The 19,648-nt window shown below is 52.3% G+C and carries 16 protein-coding genes and 2 pseudogenes; 8 read left to right on the top strand and 10 right to left on the bottom strand.

Going from position 1 to position 19,648, the window contains the following annotated elements; translation table 11 throughout:
* Window positions 1–7: 7 nt before the first annotated feature.
* The 9 genes from N7268_RS08170 to N7268_RS08130 all read right to left on the bottom strand — a co-directional run bounded on the left by N7268_RS08170 (window position 8) and on the right by N7268_RS08130 (window position 11,226).
* Entirely contained in the window at window positions 8–727 is a 720-nt protein-coding gene (locus N7268_RS08170; RefSeq protein ID WP_260863534.1) for a (Fe-S)-binding protein, read from the bottom strand.
* A gap of 573 nt (window positions 728–1,300) precedes the next feature.
* Complete coding sequence (locus tag N7268_RS08165) at window positions 1,301–1,435, bottom strand: hypothetical protein (RefSeq protein ID WP_260862428.1); 135 nt, start codon at window positions 1,433–1,435, stop codon at window positions 1,301–1,303.
* 11 nt (window positions 1,436–1,446) lie between these two features.
* On the bottom strand, window positions 1,447–2,712 hold the full coding sequence (locus N7268_RS08160; RefSeq protein ID WP_260862427.1) for an aromatic amino acid transporter: 1,266 nt from the start codon (window positions 2,710–2,712) through the stop codon (window positions 1,447–1,449).
* Between the two features lie 189 nt (window positions 2,713–2,901).
* Entirely contained in the window at window positions 2,902–4,272 is a 1,371-nt protein-coding gene (locus N7268_RS08155) for a tyrosine phenol-lyase (protein WP_137383861.1), read from the bottom strand.
* Window positions 4,273–5,094: 822 nt separating this feature from the next.
* Entirely contained in the window at window positions 5,095–6,105 is a 1,011-nt protein-coding gene (locus N7268_RS08150; protein ID WP_260862426.1) for an Ldh family oxidoreductase, read from the bottom strand.
* Between the two features lie 11 nt (window positions 6,106–6,116).
* Entirely contained in the window at window positions 6,117–7,718 is a 1,602-nt protein-coding gene (locus N7268_RS08145; protein ID WP_260862425.1) for an APC family permease, read from the bottom strand.
* Window positions 7,719–7,729: 11 nt separating this feature from the next.
* On the bottom strand, window positions 7,730–9,337 hold the full coding sequence (locus tag N7268_RS08140) for an aldehyde dehydrogenase (NADP(+)) (RefSeq protein ID WP_260862424.1): 1,608 nt from the start codon (window positions 9,335–9,337) through the stop codon (window positions 7,730–7,732).
* Window positions 9,338–9,351: 14 nt separating this feature from the next.
* Entirely contained in the window at window positions 9,352–10,272 is a 921-nt protein-coding gene (locus tag N7268_RS08135; RefSeq protein ID WP_260862423.1) for a dihydrodipicolinate synthase family protein, read from the bottom strand.
* A gap of 138 nt (window positions 10,273–10,410) precedes the next feature.
* Complete coding sequence (locus tag N7268_RS08130) at window positions 10,411–11,226, bottom strand: AraC family transcriptional regulator (RefSeq protein WP_198906624.1); 816 nt, start codon at window positions 11,224–11,226, stop codon at window positions 10,411–10,413.
* Between the two features lie 308 nt (window positions 11,227–11,534).
* On the opposite strand from N7268_RS08130, the gene N7268_RS08125 reads away from it, so the two are divergent.
* From N7268_RS08125 to N7268_RS08105, 5 genes and pseudogenes are all read left to right on the top strand, one after another.
* The gene (locus N7268_RS08125) at window positions 11,535–12,476 is read left to right on the top strand and encodes a 4-hydroxyproline epimerase (RefSeq protein WP_260862422.1); all 942 of its coding nucleotides are present in this window, start codon (window positions 11,535–11,537) and stop codon (window positions 12,474–12,476) included.
* Window positions 12,473–13,576 (top strand): NAD(P)/FAD-dependent oxidoreductase, encoded by a 1,104-nt coding sequence (locus N7268_RS08120; RefSeq protein ID WP_260862421.1) that lies wholly within the window; start codon window positions 12,473–12,475, stop codon window positions 13,574–13,576. Before N7268_RS08125 ends, N7268_RS08120 begins: the two co-directional genes overlap by 4 nt.
* Entirely contained in the window at window positions 13,573–13,827 is a 255-nt protein-coding gene (locus N7268_RS08115) for a (2Fe-2S)-binding protein (protein ID WP_260862420.1), read from the top strand. The genes N7268_RS08120 and N7268_RS08115 overlap by 4 nt, the downstream gene beginning before the upstream one ends.
* Window positions 13,814–15,070 (top strand): FAD/NAD(P)-binding oxidoreductase, encoded by a 1,257-nt coding sequence (locus tag N7268_RS08110; protein WP_260862419.1) that lies wholly within the window; start codon window positions 13,814–13,816, stop codon window positions 15,068–15,070. Before N7268_RS08115 ends, N7268_RS08110 begins: the two co-directional genes overlap by 14 nt.
* Before the next feature lie 44 nt (window positions 15,071–15,114).
* Window positions 15,115–15,336: pseudogene (locus N7268_RS08105) on the top strand (SymE family type I addiction module toxin); the annotation flags it as partial.
* A 75-nt stretch (window positions 15,337–15,411) separates the two neighbouring features.
* Here N7268_RS08105 and N7268_RS08100 read toward each other — a convergent pair.
* Window positions 15,412–16,407: a hypothetical protein gene (locus tag N7268_RS08100; RefSeq protein WP_260862418.1), complete on the bottom strand. Its 996-nt coding sequence runs from the start codon at window positions 16,405–16,407 to the stop codon at window positions 15,412–15,414.
* A gap of 457 nt (window positions 16,408–16,864) precedes the next feature.
* Between N7268_RS08100 and N7268_RS08095 the strand changes: the two genes are divergently transcribed.
* From N7268_RS08095 to N7268_RS08085, 3 genes and pseudogenes are all read left to right on the top strand, one after another.
* Entirely contained in the window at window positions 16,865–17,587 is a 723-nt protein-coding gene (locus tag N7268_RS08095; protein WP_260862417.1) for an Eco47II family restriction endonuclease, read from the top strand.
* Window positions 17,588–17,664: 77 nt separating this feature from the next.
* Window positions 17,665–18,903, top strand: a complete 1,239-nt coding sequence (dcm, locus tag N7268_RS08090) for a DNA (cytosine-5-)-methyltransferase (RefSeq protein WP_260862416.1) — start codon at window positions 17,665–17,667, stop codon at window positions 18,901–18,903.
* Window positions 18,894–19,289 (top strand): annotated as a pseudogene (locus N7268_RS08085) (phage polarity suppression protein); the annotation flags it as partial. The gene dcm and the pseudogene N7268_RS08085, both read left to right, overlap by 10 nt.
* Between the last annotated feature and the right edge of the window lie 359 nt (window positions 19,290–19,648).

Genomic DNA, 19,648 nt, shown 5'->3' with positions numbered 1-19,648 from the left:
TTTCCCCTCAGCGGCTCATCAGCACTTCAGCAATATGCATCACTTTGACCGGCTGGCCTTCCCGTTGCAGTCGACCGCCAATGTTCAGCAGGCAGCTGACGTCTGCGCCAATCAAATATTCCGGCTTCGCATCCATCAGATGTAAGACTTTCTCTTTCACCATCTCGCCGGATATCTCGGCCATCTTGACCGAGAACGTCCCGCCAAAGCCGCAGCAGGTGTCCTGATCGGCAAACGTCAGCAGCTCCAGCCCGCGCACGTTTTTCAGCAGCGTGAGCGGCGCTTCCTTCACCCCCAGCTTGCGGGTCAGGCTACAGGAGGGGTGATACACCGCGCGGCCCTGCAGGCTGGCGCCGACGTCCACCACGCCCAGTTTGTTGACGATAAAGGAGGTGAGATCCTGCATCCGCGCGGCAACGTTCTCCGCACGCAGCACCCATTCCGGTTCATCGGCCAGATACGATGGGTAGCTTTTTACCGCGTAGGTGCAGGAGCCAGCCGGAGAGATAATCGGGTCGTCGTTGTCTTCCAGGGCGGCGATCAGGTTTTTCATCCCCGGGATCGCCTCTTTGATGTAACCGCTGTTGATGGCTGGTTGACCGCAACACCCTTGCTTCTCGGGGAAATTAACGCGACAACCCAGCTTTTCCAGCAGCAATACGGAGTCTCGTGCCATCCGTGATTTCAGTGCATCACCAATACAGGTAACAAAGAAATTTACATTCACCATCAATACTCCGTTTCTGTTTTTTCCTGATGGCAATTTGGCATCAGGTTATCAAGCAAATATCACCACCCAATTTGTATGATGAATAAAATAATCCTCCGATTACCCCACACAGGCAATACTGCTTTTTATTTCTTTCGGCACTGCTCACATTTTCATTTTGACATTCGCCACTCGCCAGAATGCTGAGAATCCATTCGTTGTCATGCGTTAATCCTGAGCGCATTTATTTTCCACCTCATGAGGAGTACCTGCTCAGAGGCTCAGATACGCATCCGTTATTAATTAGATTTAAGAGGTCAATGGGAGAATTTGAACGCACGGATATTTGTCAACCCGCTTGCCGTGCTGGCAATCGTATTTGACGCAACGGTGAACCAAAAGCTTTACACCGCCTTGTTAGCTGAAGGACGCAACTGGCTTTACGATTTGTCAGCGCTGACTAAAATAGCGCCGATGTTTTAAACAGAGGGCAGTAATTATGTTGTTCTGGAAAAAGATGGTGAAGAAGTTCGACGCCTTCTCTGCGTTGATCCCACCACGCTACTTCCGGGTGTAAACCAGGCAGGCCTGTCAACGACAGGCCTGAGTCCCCTTCCCCGCTTTTTTCTTACGCAACCCACACGTTCTTAACACCACTACCTGCATGCGTCGCCACGCAAAGCGATAGACCAGCGGATGCTGAAACCGCAGTAATGTCAGAAACATAGCGCCTCCCGCTAACGAAACGTTGGCAGCAGACCAAACACATCCAGAACCACCGTCAGGTACACTACCCCGCCACAAACAATCACCAGGTTGAGAACGGTGTTATTGCAGGGCGCGGTATAACTGGCCGTCGTAAAACGCTTACGTGCAGCTTTCACCAGGAACGGTGGCAGGATCACGCTCCAGATGGTGAAGGCCAGACCAGCATAGCCAATCGCGTGGACAAAACCATTCGGGAAGAAGAAACACACGGCCGCTGGCGGGAAATAGGTCACCAGCGCGGTTTTCAAACGCCCCACCCCGTTATCCGGGAAGTGAAACAGGTCGGCGATATAATCAAACAGGCCGAGCGTCGCCGCCAGCAAGGAACTGGCTACGGCAAAGTTACCAAAAAAGGTCAGGATCAGATCCATATAGCGGCTGGTGAACAACCCGCTGATGGCCTCAACAAAGACGTCGATATTCCCGCCTTTGGCGATAATCGGCGGAAATTCAGCACGGCTGATATTGCCCATCGTCACCGCCAGCCAGAAGATATACAGCAGCAGAGCAAACAGCGTCCCGATGACAATTGAGCGCGTAATATTGTGTACACCGCCCGTGCCGTACAGCTTGACGAGACTCGGTACGTTGCCATGAAAACCAAACGAGATAATACAGAACGGTAGCGTCATCAGAATATAAGGCAGGTATTGCGACTGCGGGAGCGCCACCGCGACGCTATCGACCAGCTTCGCGACTTCAATATGCCCAACTAACCCGGAAAACGTCGCAAAGAAGGCAACGAATTTACCGATAATCAACACGGTGGTGATCCGCCCCACCAGCAACGAGCTGTACCACGCAATCGCACCGACCAGCATACTGACGATAATGACGGAGATATTCGCCGGAAAACGTACGCCACTATATTTAAATACGGTTTGCGCCATCACCGCCGATGACCCGGAGATATACGCGTAGGTCAGAATATACAGCACAAAACCGAATGCAATACCGACCACGATATTCCACTTTCGGCCTAATAAATCCTGCGTAAAGGTATTAAAACTGGCACCGGCGCCGTAATGCAGGTTCACTTCAACCAGCATCAGACCGGTTAATAACATCATGATGGCAATAAAAAGAAGGATCACAGAGGCACCGGGAAACCATACGCCGGCCATCGCAATCGGCAGGGAGAACATCCCGCCACCCACTACGGTCGCGATAACCAACATGGTTCCGCTAATCAGCCCGGGGGTACTACTCTGTCGCTCAATGGCATTAATATCCATGATAAATGTTCCTGTAGACTATTATTTATAATTACAGCTTTCATTTGTACATCATGCGGATAATAAAAAGGTTGGAGTCAGGGTTTGCTTTTTTTATGTCTGTCACGGTAGCGGGCACCGCAAAGGCTTCCTGTTCATGGAATAAAGAATACAAAAAAGCCCCATCACAGGATGGGGCGATAAAAAGAGTTAGATATAATCAAAGCGTGCCGTAAAGAAACGTAGCTGCTTCGGCTCGTAAATAAACTTCAGCCCACGAATATCTTCTTTATGCTGGTAAAGTTTAATAATACCGTCGGCAACCACATCCATATGCGCATAAGTATAAACGCGGCGTGGAATCGTCAGGCGTACCGTTTCCAGTTTCGGTCTGTGGTGTTCGCCTGTCACATTATTACGCCCCGCAGAGATAATGCCGCGCTCCATACTGCGGACACCGGTTTCAACATAGATGCTGGCGGCCAGGCTTTGCGCCGGGAACTCATCCTGCGTCAGATGTTCGCAGAAGCGACGCGCATCGAGGAAGACCGCGTGGCCGCCCACCGGTTCAACAATCGGTACACCGGCCGCTTTTAGCTTGTCGCCCAGATAGCGAACCTGCTTCACGCGGTGCTCGATATACTCGTACTGCATGGCTTCACGCAGGCCGATCGCCATCGCTTCCATGTCGCGTCCGGCCAGGCCGCCGTAGGATGGCATCCCTTCGTAGACCACCACTAACTCTTTGGCAGAAGAGAACATTTCGTCATCATTCATGCACAGGAAGCCGCCGATGTTGACCAGACAGTCTTTTTTGCCACTCATGGTACAGCCGTCGGCGTAGCTGAACATCTCGTGCACGATCGCTGCGATGCTCTTGTTCTCAAAGCCTTGCTCTTGCTCTTTGATAAAGTAGGCGTTTTCAACGCAGCGGGTCGCGTCGTAGAACACTTTAATGCCGTGTGCTGCGGTCAGTTCACGTACCGCACGCATGTTCGCCATGGAGACAGGCTGCCCCCCGGCGAGGTTAACCGTGACCGCCAGACAAATATAGGCAATATTCTCGGCGCCTTTTTCGTCAATCAGCTTTTGTAATTTTTTAAGATCGATATCACCTTTAAAGGCAATATTCAGACCGGCATCGTGCGCTTCGTCACGAACGATATCCACGAACACCGCACCATTTTTTTCCTGGTGATAACGGGTCGTGGTGAAATACATATTACCGGCAACATATTGCCCCGGTTTAATTGCCAGTTGCGATAACAGGTTTTCTGCACCGCGCCCCTGGTGAGTAGGAACAATATGTTTAAAGCCAAACAATTCCTGAACCGTTCTTTCCAGATGATAGAAGTTTTCACTGCCCGCGTAGGCTTCATCACCCATCATCATTCCGGCCCACTGCTTATCGCTCATTGCGTTGGTGCCACTGTCCGTCAGCAGGTCGATATAAATATCTTTCGAGTTTAACAGGAAAGTATTGTAACCCGCTTCCTGCATTTTCTTAAGGCGCTCATCACGCGGGATCATAGATACAGTTTCAACGCTTTTAATACGGAAGGGTTCTGCCGGATAATTCATTTTGTTTCTCCAGTAAGATGTACGTATTAATGTGAAGTAAATCATATCGGTTCATCAACAGAAGCTGATGATATATAACTATTCGCCTCCTGATTCAGGGGGAGAAATAATGTGCAGGCACTATGCAAGATCTGATTGATGATGGAAATAGCCCGACCAATTTTAATCACTGGCAATAATCTAAAAATCTGTAAATGTGAGTGATGCAAATCACATGACTTTTTTTTACCTATTCATATGCAACAAGTTTTTTTTTGCGTTTTGCTTTATTGTTCACCGTCATGCGTCACGGGAGAGGGGAAATACTGAAAACTTAACTTTCCAGGCTGTTCTCATGATGTATTGGTGAATGAGTACACGCTATTTTGTGAGAGTCGGATCACTTCATGGCGTTATATTTGTGATTCACATCACCAAAAGTGTAAAGCAAAGTGTACAAAACGGTGTTGTTTCATAGTTTGCTAATTGCTTCAGTGAGTGAGATCGCATTTTTAGCCAGATGCAGGCGTGCGTTGTTTTCTGGAGCGAGGGGGATTTGAGCATGCGAAAAGTAGTGAATTGATACGGCAATAATACCGCGTACCCGTATATTTATTGGAATGGGGAGGGTTTCCGTTTATTCCGAATAGCGTGTTGATCGCGCTTATTTCATCTTATTTACATCTGAACTCCCCCTGGTTTACTGGCGTAATTTACAGGTGTTTTTAGTAGCGCGATGCGCAGTTGCGCCAACACCTGCGCATCGCTAATCACCGTCACTATTTATATAAAAGTATAACGGGAGGGACATCATCCCTCCTGTTATCACGATAATGCCAATCATTATTTCACTAACGCGGATATATCCTTGAACAGCGAATGGGCTATTTCTACACCGTCACGAATGGTACGCGTACGGGAATGATAGCGGCGCTCACCCGGCAAACGCGCCCCTTGCCGCTGCATATCGGCAAAAAGTCTCTCGGCACGCGCCAGATGTCGCGAAGCCTCCAGTCCCAAAAAGCGGGCCGGGTCAAGGGCCAGAATCAACTCGCCACCATAGGGCAACCCGCCAGCCCCCTTGTCCCACGCCAGCGATTCCGCGCTGGTCATATCGCCGATGAGCGGCCCGGCAAGCAGTTCCACCATCGCTGCCAGTGCCGACCCTTTATGCCCGCCAAACGTCAACATCGCCCCGTTGAGGATCGCCTGCGCGTCGGTGGTGGCCTGACCGTCACTGTCGATTCCCCACCCTTCCGGAACCTCTTTTCCCGCCCGTTGATGGAGTTGGATCTCCCCTCGTGCCGCCGCACTGGTGGCCATATCAAAGATAAACGGGGGTTTTTCTTCACGCGGCCAGCCAAACGCTATCGGGTTAGTGCCAAAAAGCGGCTGCGTCCCACCTGCGGGAGCCACCCACGCATGGCTGGGCGTCGTCGCCAGCGCCACCAGCCCCGCCTCCGTGAGCGGCTCAACATCGGCAAACAGCGCCGAAAAGTGCACACAACGGTTAATCGCCAGGGCAGCAATTCCATTGTGGCGCGCCTTTTCTATCAGCAGCGGAAGCGCGCGCTCGAACGCCAGCAGGGAAAATGCCCCTCCGGCGTCCACCTTCACAATGGCCGGCGCGGTATCGGTGATTACCGGCTCAGCGTCAGGTGACACCTTCCCTTTACGTCGCGTTTCCACAATCCCCAGCAACCGCCACAAACCATGCGAGGCACAGCCATCACGCTCACCGTGGGTCACGTTTGTCGCGACCACCACGGCATGCGCTTCACTGAATCCGTTCCCGCGCAGCACCTTATATGCCAGCGTATAAGCCTCTGTTAACGAGAGGTTTACCATCTCCATGACTGACTCCTCTACTCTTCTTCATCACCGGTAAAGTTAGCCTGCGGCAGACAGGTTCGCTCACCCCAGTAGTAAATTCCCAACGACATCACCGCCACCACCACCGTATCCCACGGATGACCAATCACCCCTGTTCCCCCAAAACTGCCGAGCCAGGAGAAGAGCATAATCAGCGCGTAGAAGGCGATAAGCCACAGAGACGATTTCACCTGCTGTGCCAGACTCACGGTGTGTACCGGCACTTTTGATTTGCACAGCACATAGACGACAAACATCACAATCTGCAGTCCCAGCAGCCATGACAGCGTGCCCCAGCCAGACCAGAATACAATCAGCGCCGAAATCACAAATGACACCGGACCGATAATCCCGAAGGCACGTACGCGAAATGGGCGCGGCAAATCCGGTGCGTTGCGGCGTAGCCCCGCCGCCGTGACCGGGGCAATGGCGTAGCTGAGTACCAGCGCCGCCGACACTACGCTTATCAACTGTTCCCATGACGGGAACGGCAATGTCCAGAAAATAGATAATGCAAAGGTCAGCCACAGCGCCGGACGCGGAATGCCAGACTCTTTATCAATGTGGGTAAACGTCTTAAAGAAGGTGCCTGCTTTGGCCCAGCCATAAATTACGCGCGGCGTGGCGTTCATGTAGATATTGCCGGTACCGCTTGGAGAGACAATCGCGTCACACACCACCATAAACGCCAGCCAGCCCATACCGAGCGTAATGGCGATATCCCGGTACGGCAGTGAGAATTGCTTGCTGATCTCCGCCCAGCCGCCGCCCAGCATATCGGTCGGAATACTGCCAAGGAATGCCAACTGCAGCAGCACGTAAATAATCGTCGACAGCACCACGGATAAAATCAGCGCCACCGGGATAGTCCGCTGTGGATTTTTTACTTCACTCGCCACCGAAATAATTGGCGTCAGCCCCAGGTAAGCGAAGATGATCCCACCGGCGCTAATCGCGGCCTCAACACCCGACATGCCAAAGGGTGCAATCCCCTGAATGTGCAGGTTCTCAGGTTTGAAAAAGGTAAATAGCGTCACAACGACCGCCAGCGGTACCAAAAATTTCAGAATACTGATGATGTTATTGGAGCGGGCAAACGTTTTTACGCTGTAGTAATTCAGCCCGAAGAACAAACACAGCAGCAAAAACTGCACCACCCACCCCAGCAGCGTTGGATCGCTTGAGCCAGTTTGAGTCAGCATCGGGAACCATGCTGCCGCATACTGTCGCGCGGCAACAATCTCTATGGAGATGAGGCTTGAAAACGCAATCAGCGTAATAAATCCAAGCAGATACCCCATCAATTCACCGTGGGAAAAGACCGGATAACGGATAATCCCCCCGGCTCGAGGCAGTGCCGCGCCCAGCTCACAATAGACAATCCCCAACAGCAGAACGGCAATCCCGCCGATGACCCACGAGGCAATGCCCGCAGGTCCGGCAATCGATGCCACATGGCTGGCGGCAAACAGCCAGCCGGAACCGAAGATAGCACCAAGCCCAATAAACGTCAGGTCGGTTAGCGTTAGCTGCTTTTTAAATTTACCCACCTCAGCAACGCGGGCCTGTGTTTGGTGCGTAGAGTGAATCGTCATGGTCATGCCCTTCAGTCAACAGAGGGGGAAATGGCTTCCCGGGTCCACTGCCCGTTAATCAGGCGCAGCAGGTTCAGAGGGTTGTCATCCTGGACAGCAGGCGAAAGCAGCGCGGCAGGCACATTTTGCAGGCATACCGGGCGTAAAAAACGGTCGATGGATTGCGTCCCTACCGAGGTAGCGCGAGCGTCGGTGGTGGCAGGCCACGGACCGCCGTGCACCATGGCATCACAGACCTCTACACCGGTCGGATAACCGTTAAACAGGATGCGCCCCGCTTTTTCACTGAGGGCTGGCAGCAGACGCTGCGCCAGCGGTCCATCATCAGATTCAGCGTGCACGGTTGCCGTCAACTGCCCCGGAATCGCGCGCAGAATGGACTGCAACTCCGCCTCATCGGCCACCTCGACCAACACCGCCAGCGGGCCAAACACCTCCTGCTGTAGAAGCGGATCCTGTGCCAGCAACAGCGAAGCCGGAGCCTGATACAGCCGGGCCTGCGCGCGGCCGATAACCGATTCATCAGACCCAGCCAAACGCTGAATATGCGGATGCGCCTCAAGTGCGCTAACACCGTCTTCATAATGGGCAAGCGTCGGAGCATTCAGCATGGTCTGTGGCGGCGCCTGGTCAACCGCGACCTTCAGTGCCTGCGTGAAGCAGGAAATGCCCTCACCGCGTAAGACAAGGATCAGCCCCGGCTTGGTACAAAACTGCCCACAGCCGAGGGTAAAAGAGGCCACCAGTTCCTTCGCCAGCCCCTCTGCCCGCGTGGCTAATGCCTGCGGCAGAATAATCAGCGGGTTAATGGCTGACATTTCCGCAAAGACAGGGATCGGCTGCGGACGCTGCTGCGCCAGCTGCCAGAGCGCCTTGCCGCCGCGCAGCGAACCGGTAAAACCCACCGCCTGAATCGCCGGATGGCGAACCAGATCCGCGCCAATATCGGTGCCGAAAATCATGTTAAAAACACCCGCAGGCAGGCCAGATGCCGCGACCGCACGCACAATCGCCTGGGCAGTCAACTCCGCTGTCGCCATATGCCCGGGATGGGCTTTCACCACCACTGGGCAACCTGCCGCCAGCGCCGAGGCGGTATCGCCCCCTGCGGTAGAAAAGGCCAGCGGAAAATTGCTGGCCCCGAATACCGCCACCGGGCCAAGCGCGGTCAGATACTGACGCAGGTCCGGGCGCGGCAGAGGCTGACGGTCAGGGAGCGCGGTATCAATACGCACGCCAAAGGCATCGCCCCGACGCAGCACCCCGGCAAACATGCGCAGCTGATTACTGGTACGGGTGCGCTCTCCCTGTAATCGCGCCAACGGCAGCGCCGTTTCCTGATGGGCGATGGCGAAAAAATCCTCGCCGAGCAAATCCAGCTCGTCGGCAAGGGTGTCGAGAAAGCGGGCGCGCACATCCGGCGTTGTCTGTGAATAAACAGAAAACGCCTGGTCAGCCGCCTCCACCGCGGCGGCGGCCTCCTCACGAGAGGCCGGGTAAAAATGGTATCCGGTCAGCTTGCCGTCAGCGGCGCGCAGGCTTGGCAGCGTCGCCTCACCGCTTGCCACGCGGCGACCGGCGATAAACTGCTGACCCGAAACAGAGAGAGGTAACGTCATCATCACTCCTTCACTTAAAGGCCAACATCCGGCAGTTGTGGACGGGTCGCCAGCGCCTTCTCAACAATTGCCACCACTTGCGCACGGGTATCCCCTTCCAGCGCCAGACGCGGTGGGCGGGTAATGGCGCTGCCACGCCCCAACAATTCTTCACAGAGCTTGATGCACTGCACCAGATCCGGACGCGCATCCAGATGCAGTAGCGGCATAAACCAGCGGTAAAGCGCCATCGCCTCCTCATAACGCTGTTGTTTCGCCAGACGGAACAGCGTCTCCCCTTCACGCGGGAAGGCGTTCGACATACCGGAGATCCAGCCTTCTGCCCCAACGGCAATGCTCTCGACCACCACATCATCCAGCCCAGCGAACAGCACAAAGCGGTCGCCAACGGCGTTACGCATGTCGATAAAACGGCGGGTATCGCCGGAGGAGTCTTTGAAGCAAACGATGTTGTCGCAGTCGGCCAGCGTCGCCAGGATGTCCGGCGTCACGTCGTTTTTGTAAATCGGCGGGTTGTTGTACACCATGATGGGCAGGTCGGTAGCCGTAGCCACACTGCGGAAGTGGGCCGCTGTTTCATGTGGTTTTGAGGAGTACACCAGCGCAGGCATCACCATAATACCGTCGACACCCACGCGCTCTGCCTCTTTCGCCATCTTCTGTGCAAACGCGGTGGTGAATTCGGCCACCCCCGCAATGACCGGGATCTGACCGCCCGCTGCATCTTTCGCCACTTCGATGATCTGCAGCTTTTCCTGCGTGCTCAGAGAGGTGTTCTCCCCCACGCTGCCGCACACCACCAGGCCAGAAACACCATCTTTGACCAGGTTTTTCATCACCGTGTGAGTGGCATCCAGATCCAGGGAATAATCGCTACGAAACTGGGTGCTGACCGCCGGAAATACACCGCTCCAGTGAATGGCTTTCTTGCTCATGTTCGGTTCCTTGTCGTCATTTTGTTAATTGAAAGTGAATGAATGGTAAATATTCACTGACAGATTGACGTTTCAGGCGACCGACGGCTTGGTGGTTTTCTTCCTCTTTGGTGACGAAATTAGCACAGTGAGTGTGTCTTACCCGGCGAGCGTGATACGAAAATCACGCGGTGTGGAGCCCGTCATCGCCTTAAACTGGCGGCTAAACGCGCTGTGATCGGTATAACCACACTGCAACGCGATATCGGTAATCGGCGTATCGCCCGCCAGCAGTTCGGTGGCTTTTTCCAGCCGAACTTTGTGGATCATCTGGCGCGGCGTGAGATGGAAGATACGCTTACAGTAGCGCTCAATTTGCGCCACCGACATACCGCTCAGGGCGGTTAGCTCTTCCATAGCGATGGGACGGTGATAATGGTTGCGGATATGATCGTCGACGATCGCCAGCCGCTGCCACGCCGGGTGACGCGCCTGGGCTTCCTGCAGATCATGTGAAATCCCCGCCATACCGATGACCTGACCCTGCGCATCCCGCAGCGCCAGCTTCTGGGTCAAACACCAGCCGCGTACACGACCGTTGTAGAGATGCATTTCCAGCTGATCCCGCAGCATGACCCCTTCGCGCAGCACCCGCATATCCTGCTCGGTATAGCCCAGCCCAAGCGCTGAAGGGAAAACATCGGCAGAGGTTTTACCCAGCAGAGAAGCCACTGTCTTAAATCCGCAGCGACGTGCCAGGGTCATATTGACCATCAAATAGCGGGCCTGCACATCTTTGATAAAAAAAACCACATTCGGAATGGCATTGAGCAGCGGCGCAATCAATGCCATCGCATGGAGCAACGTCTGGATATTGTCCGGGCGCTGGCGCGCCAGCCCTTCACATATCTGGCTAAGTTCAGCCACTTCCGGCACCGGCGACGGAGCCCGCACATCATCAATCACACAGGACATCACGCTTCCTCCCGATTAGTGATCTGAATATTTATTAACTTTTTATTAACCAAGCAAGCATCCTTACTGCGTTTTGCGATCCTGCCGTAGGTTTATGATTTCCCCTTTTCCAGCCACTGGCGCGGTTACCTTTTTTGGTTTACCACACCATTAACTAAATGATTAATAAAAAATAAATATGACAACAGTTTCATAGCGATACCGGCCATTATGCTGATTTCGTCATTTACTGTGACGAAAGCGATCAAGCCGGGATGCAAGGCTTACGTCAGCATTTAGCAACAAAACGTTAACTTCCCGGAGATCCTATGACAGCGCAGTACAGTGAACTGAGAGTGATTGATTCTCACACCGGCGGTGAACCCACTCGTCTGGTCATCGACGGCTTTCCGGATCTGGGAACGGGGAACATGAGCGAGCGTCGGGCACGCTTTTCCCGCGACTACGATGACTGGCGCAAAGCCATCATTCTTGAACCCCGCGGTAACGACGTTCTGGTCGGCGCATTACTCTGTGAGCCGGTTTCACCAAAGGCCACGGCGGGAGTCATCTTCTTTAACAACTGCGGCTTTCTGAACATGTGCGGTCACGGCACCATCGGGCTGATCGCCTCGCTGGCATGGCTTGGGCGCATTCAACCCGGTAAACACCTGATTGAAACACCGGTGGGCGATGTGACCGCCACCCTGCACGAAGATGGCAGCGTCTCGGTCGAAAACGTGCCGGCCTACCGCTGGCGTAAGCAGGTACAGGTTGAAACCGTCCACGGTACGGTAACGGGTGATATCGCCTGGGGCGGCAACTGGTTCTTCCTCGTCAACGATCATCCGTTCGCGGTCTCGCCGGAAAAGATCCCTGAGTTGACGGAGTACGCATGGGCAATCCGTGAAGGGTTAGATCGTGCAGGCATTCGCGGCGAACATGACGGCATTATCGATCATATCGAACTGTTTGCAGAGGATGATCACGCGGACAGCCGCAACTTTGTACTCTGTCCCGGTAAAGCCTGGGATCGTTCGCCCTGCGGCACCGGCACCAGCGCCAAGCTGGCCTGCCTGGCAGAAGACGGCAAACTCAAATCCGGAGAACCCTGGCGGCAGGCGAGCATCATCGGCAGCGAATTTACGGCGCATTTTGTGCCGCATGGCGACAAGATCGTCCCGACGATCCGCGGAGAGGCCTGGGTCTGTGGTGATAACCGACTGATCCTCAATCCTGAAGATCCGTTCTGTTGGGGGATCGCGCTGTGACCGAAAGTGACATCATCGTCATCGGTGCCGGGATTATCGGGGCCGCCTGCGCCTGGCAACTGGCCGCTCGCGGACAGCGAGTCACACTGGTCGATGACGGCAATGCGGGTGCTACGGCGGCGGGTATGGGCCACCTGGTGTGCATGGATGATGATCCTGCGGAGCTCGCTCTCTCCGCCTGGTCTTTGGCGAGCTGGCGCAAACTGACGCCCCGCATGCCGGAAAGCTGTGCCTGGCGCGGATGCGGCACGCTGTGGCTGGCGGAAACACCGCAAGAGCTTGCGCTGGCAGAAGAAAAGCAACAACGGATGGCACAATACCAGGTTGTCAGCGAAATGCAGACCCGCGCTCAGCTTGCCGCACGAGAACCGCTGCTCACCGCCGGGCTCGCTGGCGGGCTGTGGGTTCCCGGCGACGGGTTAGTTTACGCCCCAAACGTCGCCCGCTGGTTTATTAACGACGCCAATTTAACGCATCTTCGTGATAGCGCCCTCTCTGTTGATGCCCCTTACGTCACCCTACACAGCGGTAAACGACTGCGCGCGCGCGCCATCGTCATCGCCAGCGGTCTGGGAGCCAATAAGCTGCTGGACGAAAACTGGCTCAGGCCAAAAAAAGGCCAGTTGGCGATCACCGACCGCTACGGCCCCTTGCTCAGCCACCAGTTGGTAGAGTTGGGATACGGTGCCAGCGCCCATGCCGACGGCACCTCAGTGGCATTTAATATCCAGCCACGCCCCACCGGACAGTTGCTGATTGGCTCCTCCCGCCAGTTTGATAATACCGACCGCGAGGTTGACCTCCCCCTGCTGGCACAGATGCTGGCGCGAGCGCGCCATTTTTTACCCTCTCTGGAGGCGCTTAATATCATCCGTTGCTGGAGCGGTTTTCGGGCAGCATCGGCTGACGGCAACCCGCTGATTGGCCCACATCCTGCGCGTCCGGGTATCTGGCTGGCGCTGGGGCATGAAGGACTGGGTGTCACAACCGCGCCGGCAACCGCTGAGTTACTCTGCGCCCAGATCCTTGGCGAGCGCCCGCCGGTGTCCCCGGATGCCTGGCTCCCCGCACGCCTGCACCAGCAGGAGGCCATTGCATGACGACCCTGAACGTGATTATCGACGGCCAGACCTGTGAGGTTCCCGTCGGAGTGAGTATTGCAGCAGCACTGGCCCTGGTGGGCAACGGCGTGACCCGCCGTTCGGTGAGTGGCCAGCTACGCGCCCCCTTCTGCGGGATGGGGGTGTGTCAGGAGTGTCGCGTCACGGTGAACGGACACCGGGTGCTGGCCTGCCAGACGGAATGCCAGTCCGAAATGGTGATTGAAAGGAGCCATCATGCAAAGCGTTGACTGTGAGATCTTAATCCTTGGCGCAGGGCCAGCCGGATTGTCGGCAGCACTGGCTGCCGCACGCTGCGGAAAATCAGTAATCATCCTTGATGATAACCCACGTCCCGGCGGGCAAATCTGGCGCGACGGCCCGCAGGTCTCGCTCCCCCAGCAGGCCAAACGGCTTCGTCAGGCGGTGGCGGAACACCCTCACATTACAGTGCTGAGCGGTGCCCGGCTAATTGCCCGCCCCGCCCCCCATTCCGTGGTCTTCGAAACCGCAGACGACTGCGGTGAAATCCGCTGGCAGCGGCTGATTTTATGCTGCGGCGCCAGAGAACTCTCACTGCCTTTTCCCGGCTGGACGTTACCCAATGTGACGGGGGCCGGAGGCCTGCAGGCACAGATAAAACACGGCCTGCAGCTCAAAGGGGAACGCGTGGTCATTGCGGGTAGCGGTCCTCTTCTGCTGGCAGTCGCCAGTACGGTGAAACGCGCTGGCGGGAATATCGTCGCCATCATCGAACAGGCACCGATGACCGCACTGGCCCGTTTCGCGACAGGGCTCTGGCGCTGGCCTGAAAAATTGCGTCAGTTTGGCGAGCTCTTTCCAGCCCGTTATCATCCGGCAAGCCAGGTCATCCATGCGCAGGGTGATCCCTGTCTGCAGTCAGTGACCGTGCGTCATCAGGGGCAAACCCGGGAGATCGTCTGCGACAGGCTGGCCATTGGCTATGGGTTGGTACCGAATATAGAACCTGGCGCAATCTTTGGCTGCAAAACAGAAAATCAGGCTATTTGGGTCGATGCGGAGCAACGCACCAGTGTGCAGGATATTTATGCGGCAGGAGAATGCACGGGCTTTGGTGGCAGCGAGCTGGCATTAGCCGAGGGAGAAATTGCCGGTTATGCCGCAGCAAATTGTCCGCAAAAGGCTCAAACCGCCATCACTGCGCGCGCACGCTGGCAGCGTTTTGCCCAGGCGCTGCATACGACGTTTGCGCTGCCGGAGTCGCTAAAAGCCGCGACCACTGCGGATACGCTGCTCTGCCGTTGTGAGGATATTCGTTGTGGCGATGTGCAAAACGCCGAAAGCTGGCAAGCGGCAAAGCTCGCCTCACGCTGTGGAATGGGTGCCTGCCAGGGGAAAGTCTGCGCCACCAGCGCCCGCTGGCTGTACGGCTGGCCGCTGCCGCAGCCGCGTGAACCGCTCTCCCCCGCGCGAGTCGACACACTTATCCATCTCGCAAAACCAGAGGGCTGATTTACTTCTTCCCCGCGCGCTGCAATATGGCGATACCGAGCGCATCTATTGCGATGAAGGGGTGATGGCTCAAAGCCGCCGGATTCGGCACCGACGTCGACGTGCGGGTAATGGAAAGCTGCATCGTATTAACCGCCCGCGCCCCCGAACCCGAAGCGTCAGAACTGATGAAATCCCTGCACGCCGTGGAAAAGCTCTCCGCACGTAAGCAAAAGCAGGTACTGGAGTGTATCGCCGAGATTGCGGGGAAAGCGCTGAAGGGATGATGGTTGGGGTAAAGGCGCCTGGGGGCGCCTTTTTTGATTGAGATAGAAGCTTTTACACGACTGGATAGTCAATGACTACGCCACCTTTTCAATATGGAACCCATCACGACGAACAAAATCTATTAAACGCCCGATATTACCAAGTCCCCACTGATTTGAGATGGCAACAAATTCACCAGATGGCAACTCAATCAACGCATCCTCATACATATGAAACCGGTGTTTTCGCTCTTCTGGAATATGATCGGCTAATGCAATCGTTCTGCTTCTTAACACTTCACTTAATTTTGTTTTTAACTCGTTAAAATCGCTGGGATTGTACTTTGCAATCCAGTCAGTAAAAAGCTCAAGAGCGAGCTTTCTTTTATTAAAAATCAACCCTTTATACTTATACTCCGAGTAATCTCGATCTGATTTTTGGCTGCTAGCTATTTGCTCTACACGTTTTTCTCTGAACTTCACCTGATACTCTTCAAGCTCGGGAACAGGGATAATCTGTTCCGCATTAATTAAAATCCCACCGTTGAAGTTATACGGTGTCAAGCGGACACAGCGGATATCCACCCCCTTATCCCTCAACCAGATAGCGGTTGTCGTCAACTCTTTTCCAAAGTCAGCTGAAGCAAGAATGATTCTGATATCTTTGCCAAAATCCACGAGTTCAGTATCTTCCAATTCAATAAATTCAAGTATTTTCGCTTTAGCATCTATATCTAAGTCATTTTTTTGCAGATAAGCCTGATAATACTCACATGCTTTCGCAAAACTCATCGTAGAAATCATCGCGGCATATCTTAATGCCTGCAATTCCATATGTGCACCAACTTCATCACGCTTTAATTCAATGACAATCAGATTCGCCTGCTTATCAATGGCTAATAAATCAATTCTTCGACGACTGTCCTCCCAATCTGAAAACTCTTCCGATATAACGAGGCAATCCGGTGCAACAATATCAATATTTTTCTTGATAGCCTCCTGCAGGTCATAACGTTCCTGTAGTCCTTCAATACTAAAGGTCGTTTTTTCTAATGCGGTAAGGTTCTTATCTGAGATACTGTACAGTGCCACTGTGGACTTCCCTTTATCTGGCTCATTGTACAGGAATTGTAACTTACCAAATTTATTAATTCTCCTGAGGAAAATGGTGGGTTACACCGTTCTCAAATTGTGTAGCCGCTACAGTTAAATGAGGGTAAGTTGGTGAACGGGGCTCGTATACTATTGCTGCGAGTACCCCACTACCTGCAGAACTATCCTCATCGTTAATAGACTTTGCTCCCCATCTTGATAACAAATTGACTGAATGCTGTGTTGTAGCTATTCAACATCTACTATGTCACACATCAATCAGCCTACCGTTATAGTACTTATCGATCGTTCTCATCTATATCAGTAATCGTTATGATATAGAGACTTGTCACAGCATCTCTTTTAGGGATGCTGCATAGTTAGGCGCAATGTAGTAGAGCATTAAATAGATTACACACTCAATCTATTGAATTATAACGAATAATGGAATGATAACATGGCGTTACTTGAATACATCAGCGATGAAAATTTATTCAGTGAAGTGGAAACTTTGTTAAGAAAGGCTAAAGCCAAAAGAGATTCTGCTGAAAAAACCTTTAACAGCAACGTGATAGATCCATTTGGTGCACTCTTCGAAGCACCGGGATTTATGTCTCATGAAGAATGGCGCAACTCAGAACTTGCCCGACAACGTCAGAAGACTATCCAGAATCATGTCGGAACATTCCACCAAAAAATTCTCGGACATGTCGATGGTTGGCAGGATATGGGAATTGGTGGCATTGTAGACCTTCTCAACGATGAGAGAAGAATCATTGCTGAAGTTAAGAATAAATACTCAACAGTAACTGGTGGTGATTTAGCCGATAAATACAAAGGGTTAGACGAGCTAGTATCACCGAAACATAGTCGATTCAAGGACTATTGCGCATACTTTGTAAATATAATTCCTCGTAAACCCGTTAGATCTGATATCCCTTTCACTCCATCCAATAAAGGCAGTGGTACTTTGTGCCCCTCCAATCCCAATATCCGAATCATTGATGGAGCGAGTTTCTACCAGTTAGTTACTGGTAGGCAGGATGCTCTTAAAGAACTACACACTGCCCTCCCGTACGCCATTGAGTATGTTTCAAATGAGCTTTTGGGAGAGAACGGCTTCTCGATTCCTGATAAAGATAGTTTCATCAAATATTTTAGTCTTGCCTATGGCATATAACCATGATCAACGTTTGACAATGTCTATGTAAACCCATACAGTAGTAACCATGACTAATGTTGGCATGGTTACAAAATATGATAAAGGAAGAGCTTTCACTTTCAGAAGTTGCAGACATTTTAGGCGTATCCAAGGAAACATTAAGGCGCTGGGATACTGCAGGTAAATTAGTTTCACAACGGAATGATGAGAATAACTATCGTTTTTATAAAAAAGATCAACTAAAACAGTTTGAGCAGGCTCAGTTTTTATTTAAAAGCAAATGGTCTGATGAGTCTAAAGTTTGTAATAACATTTATACTGTATTGGAGCTCTTTGCTGGTGCAGGCGGTATGGCACTGGGTTTGGAAAAAGCAGGATTAAAATCTGTATTACTTAATGAAATAGATTCTCATGCCTGTAAAACACTAAGAAAGAATAGACCAGAATGGAACGTAGTTGAAGGTGATGTTAGCAAAGTTGACTTCACGCCTTATAGAAATTCTGTTGATGTGCTGGCAGGTGGTTTCCCTTGTCAAGCATTTTCATACGCAGGTAAGAAGCTTGGTTTTGAAGATACTCGAGGTACACTTTTCTTCGAATTTGCCAGGGCAGTCAAAGAAGTCAATCCCAAAGTTCTTTTAGCCGAGAATGTCCGAGGCTTACTAAATCATGATGATGGAAGGACTTTAGATACAATAAAAAACATTATTACTGACCTTGGTTACACTTTATTCGAACCAAGAGTTCTCAAAGCTATTTTCTATAAAGTACCACAGAAGCGAGAACGTTTAATTATAGTAGCTATAAGAAATGATCTTGCCAATGGCATCGATTACGAATGGCCATCATCCTACAATAAAGTATTAACACTTAAAGATGCTTTAAAAAAAGGAGAATTGTATGATAGCGATGTACCTGAATCAGAAGGACAAAAATATCCTAAGAGAAAAGCGGAAATTTTAAGTATGGTTCCTCCTGGAGGGTATTGGAGAGATCTTCCAGAAGATATTCAAAAAGAGTATATGCTCAAAAGCTACTATTTAGGTGGCGGGAAAACAGGGATGGCTCGCCGTTTGTCCTGGGATGAACCAAGTTTGACGTTAACATGTGCCCCTGCTCAGAAACAAACGGAACGTTGCCATCCGGAAGAAACGAGACCACTAACAGTACGCGAGTATGCAAGAATCCAAACGTTCCCTGATGACTGGATATTTGAAGGCCCAATATCTGCGAAGTATAAGCAAATTGGCAACGCGGTTCCGGTTAACCTTTCATTTGCAGTAGGTAAATCTGTTGTACATCTTTTAGAAAAAATAAATAAAATATCGACGTGAAAAAACGGGAGATTAATCAGGCCGCCAGTCGCTATATCCGCTCACATTAGGAGGTTCAGCACATCCGCATCCGGCTCCATAAGTTTATGCAGCAGCACGGCGCGGAACTGGCCTCCACACTGGCACCTGAGCGGATGAGGTATAACGAACAGCTTCGCGCAGTAAAACAGAGCGCCATGCAGCACTCGGTTGATTATCTGCTTGAAGCCCTGTCGGTATGGCTGGCCAGCGGTGAAAAAATTAATTATTCCGCGCAAGACAACGATATTTTAACAACCGTCGGGTTCAGACCTGATGCGGCCTAGAGGGATGATAATCGCGAGAAATTCACCCCGGCACAGAACTTGATTTACACCCGGCAACGTGCAGAACTGGCCGCACGGTAGCACGCAAAAAAATCCGCGAAAATTCCGCTATTTTTCCCGAAAAAAGCCATGCCTCCATAAGGTGCATGGTTTTGCATGCCAATCCCCGTATTTTATTTCCCCCCATGCAAGTAACGGCGCGGCCAGAGCCGGTTCATGCAACTGCATTAAAAGTGACCTCTTAAGCGGGCAGGAGTGGCGGGGAGAGCATTGCGCGCAAATGCTGAACACACTAAATATTTTTAATTGATTCAATACAGACTACCTCAATCTGCTTATTCCTTATAAAACTCACGCCAAGATCCCAAAAACAAATAATTTTATAAATAGAAAACATTCATCATCAACCCAACTTAAATTGCTCACATATTGATCTCAGT

The organism is Citrobacter sp. Marseille-Q6884 (assembly GCF_945906775.1).
Classification (GTDB): domain Bacteria; phylum Pseudomonadota; class Gammaproteobacteria; order Enterobacterales; family Enterobacteriaceae; genus Citrobacter.
The sequence above is the reverse complement of the archived record's forward strand: the minus strand, read 5'-3'. Positions and strand labels throughout refer to the sequence as shown.